Source organism: Trebonia sp. (assembly GCF_049794275.1).
Taxonomy (GTDB): domain Bacteria; phylum Actinomycetota; class Actinomycetes; order Streptosporangiales; family Streptosporangiaceae; genus Trebonia.
Map to the genome: position 1 here is coordinate 1 of NZ_JBARCR010000301.1, position 2,791 is coordinate 2,791.

At 70.6% G+C, this 2,791-nt stretch carries 4 protein-coding genes; 1 reads left to right on the forward strand and 3 read right to left on the reverse strand.

Going from position 1 to position 2,791, the window contains the following annotated elements:
• Window positions 1-153: 153 nt before the first annotated feature.
• Window positions 154-726, reverse strand: coding sequence for a class I SAM-dependent methyltransferase (locus WA805_RS08440; protein WP_425242056.1), 573 nt, complete (start codon window positions 724-726; stop codon window positions 154-156).
• Window positions 727-783: 57 nt separating this feature from the next.
• Here WA805_RS08440 and WA805_RS08445 point away from each other — a divergent pair, with 57 nt between their 5' ends.
• Entirely contained in the window at window positions 784-1,575 is a 792-nt protein-coding gene (locus WA805_RS08445) for an AraC family transcriptional regulator (RefSeq protein ID WP_425242057.1), read from the forward strand.
• Between the two features lie 50 nt (window positions 1,576-1,625).
• Here WA805_RS08445 and WA805_RS08450 read toward each other — a convergent pair whose 3' ends face one another.
• Both WA805_RS08450 and WA805_RS08455 read right to left on the reverse strand, forming a co-directional pair.
• Window positions 1,626-2,075, reverse strand: coding sequence for a globin (locus WA805_RS08450; RefSeq protein ID WP_422281164.1), 450 nt, complete (start codon window positions 2,073-2,075; stop codon window positions 1,626-1,628).
• A 16-nt stretch (window positions 2,076-2,091) separates the two neighbouring features.
• On the reverse strand, window positions 2,092-2,791 hold a 700-nt coding region (locus tag WA805_RS08455), incomplete at its 5' end, for a mechanosensitive ion channel family protein (protein WP_425242058.1).

The window sequence follows — 2,791 nt, forward strand, 5'->3', positions numbered from 1 at the left end:
CCCCCCAACTGGAGTTGCCCCCAGGTCCCCCGGGTCCCGGGCGAATCAGCCAGCTGCGTGGCCGGGCGTCCTGCGGCGTGACGCATAAGTCAGCATTCCCGATCAAGGCGGCACTGTCATGACACCCGATCGGGTGACACGATGGCCGGCCGGCTAGCCCTCGGCCACGGGTTTCCGCGCGCGGAACAGCAGCCGCTCGCCAACCATGAGCGTGATCTCGCCGAAGCCAATCGTCTGCAGCCGGGTGAGGAACGCCGCGGGCTCGACCGGGTTGTACGTGTCACCCTCGTGGAACCGGTGCAGCCGGTCGCTCGCCAGGCTGTCCGAGCCGATCAGCGTGCCGCCAGGCCGCAGCGCGCGCAGCGCGCCGGCGAGGATGGCGTCTTGCCGGGCGCGGGTGGGGACGTGGTGCAGCATGGTGAACATGCCGACCGTGTCGAAGGACTCGTCAGGGTAGGCGAGCGCGGTGGCGTCGCCGGCCACCGCCTCGACGTTCGTCCCGGCGAACCGCGCGCCAAGCAAGGCGGCAGCCTCCGGCTCGAGTTCGACAGCGACGAGGCGGCGAACCCGGTGCCGCAGCCACTCGGTCGCCGCGCCGGGTCCCGGGCCGATCTCCAGCAGGTCGTCTCCCAGGTCAGCGCCCTGCGTGACGACCGACAGGATCTCCTCGTGCAGGAACGCGGCCCATTCAGCCGTGCCCAGCAGTTCAGCGTGCCGCTTGTTCACGTGACGGTACGTTACGACCCACGGCGGCGGTGCGCATAGCGCGTAGGCTGCCATGCTGTGTCGCGATTCAGCCAGCCTCGGATCGGCGCACCCGATGGCTTCTTCGTCGTCACCTTCCCGATGTCGCCGAGCACCCTCTTCGACTGGCACGTTCACGAGGACCATCAGCTGGCGTGGGCGTCGGCCGGAGTGCTCACCGTGCTCACTGGGCTCACCGGCCTCACTGGACTCACCGAGCTCACCGGGGGAACGACCTGGGTGCTGCCGCCGAGCCGCGCGCTGTGGATCCCGGCGGGCCTGCCGCACGAGACGGGCGCGTCGGGACGGGCGACGATGCGCAGCGTCTACGTGCCGCCAGAGATGTCGCCGGTGACCTGGGACGCGCCGACCGTGGTCGCGGCGAGCCCGCTGCTCGCCGAGGTGATCGGCTACCTGAGCGGCGAGCTGACCGCCGCCCAGCGCGAGCATGCGGAGGCGCTGCTGTCCGACCTGCTGACGCCGCTCCCGGTAACCACGCTGAACGTGCCGTTCCCCGGCGACCCCATCGCCGGTTCGGTGGCCCGCCAGCTGAGCGACAACCCGGCCGACCAGAAGACGCTCGCGGAATGGGGCCGCGCGGTCGGGGCAAGCGAGCGGACGCTGGCCCGCGCGTTCGTGACCGCGACCGGGCTGCCCTTCGGCCGCTGGCGAACGCTGCTGCGGCTCCAGTCGGCGCTGCCGCTGCTCGCCAGCGGCGAGGTTGTCAGCCGTATCGCCGCCCGGGTGGGGTACCAGACGCCGAGCGCGTTCACCGCCGCCTTCCGCCGGGAGACCGGCACGACCCCGGCCGCGTACTTCGGCCGGACCTGAAGACCTGAAGACCCAAGCAGGACCGGAAAAGCCCCGAAAAGCCCGAAAAGCTACGTCGGCGTGATCCCCAGGTCGCCGCGCCCCGAAGGACCCGGCGTGTTCTCAGGGACGACGTTCACCAGCGAGTGCGCGGCCATCACCAGGTAGTCCCACAGCTGCGCGTCGAGCGCCGGGTCAAGCTCCACCGAGTCGAGCGCCGTCCGCATATGCGTCAGCCACAAGTCGCGTTCGGTCTCGCCAATGTGAAATCGCACGTGCCGCATCCGCAGCCGCGGATGCCCGCGCAGTTCGTTGTACGTCGTCGGCCCGCCCCAGTACTGCATGAGGAACAATCGCAGGTGCTCCTCAGCCGGCCCCAGGTCTTGCGCCGGGTAGACCGCCCGCAGCACCGGGTCGGCGGCCACCTCTTCGTAGAACCGGTGCACCAGCCGGGTAAACGTCTCCTCGCCGCCGACAGCCTCGTAAAAGGTCAGCGGCGGCCGCGTGCTCTCCTCGCTCATGACAGGTCAACCCTACCTAGCTCACGAGAGCGGACGCGGGCGTGATCCCCGCGGTGTCGAGGGCGGCCTTGACCCTGGCGCGCATCTCCCGCTCCACTTCCCACTGCCGCAGCGGCGCGGTCTTCACCACCACCCGCATGGTGACCGTCGGCGGCGGCGTCATGTCGACCTGCTGCGCGCCCCACACCTCCGGCTTCTCGATCATCACGGTGCGCCAGACCGGCTCGTTCCACATGCCCGCCACGGTATCCGCGAGCAGCGTCCGGATCGTGGTCAGGTCGGCGGTGTACGGCACGGGGAAGTCGAGCACCGCGCGCGCCCACCCCTGGGACTCGTTGCCCACCGTCTCGATGGCGCCGTTGCGGATGTGCCAGACGATGCCATTCACGGAACGCAGCCGCGTGATCCGCAGCGTCACCGTCTCCACGGTCCCGGTGGCGTCGCCCACCGTGATCACGTCCCCGACCCCGTACTGGTCCTCGACCAGCATGAAGACGCCGGACAGGTAGTCGCGGACCAGGTTCTGCGCCCCGAATCCGACCGCGATGCCCACCACGCCGGCGCTGGCGAGCAGCGGCGCGAGGTTGATCCCCAGGTCGCCGAGGATGGTGACCCCGGCGATGGAGAAGATCGTGACCGACGCGGCGCTGCGCAGCACCGAGCCGAGCGCGCGCACCCGCTGCTTGCGCCGCTCGTCGATCAGGGCGCGCTCCGCC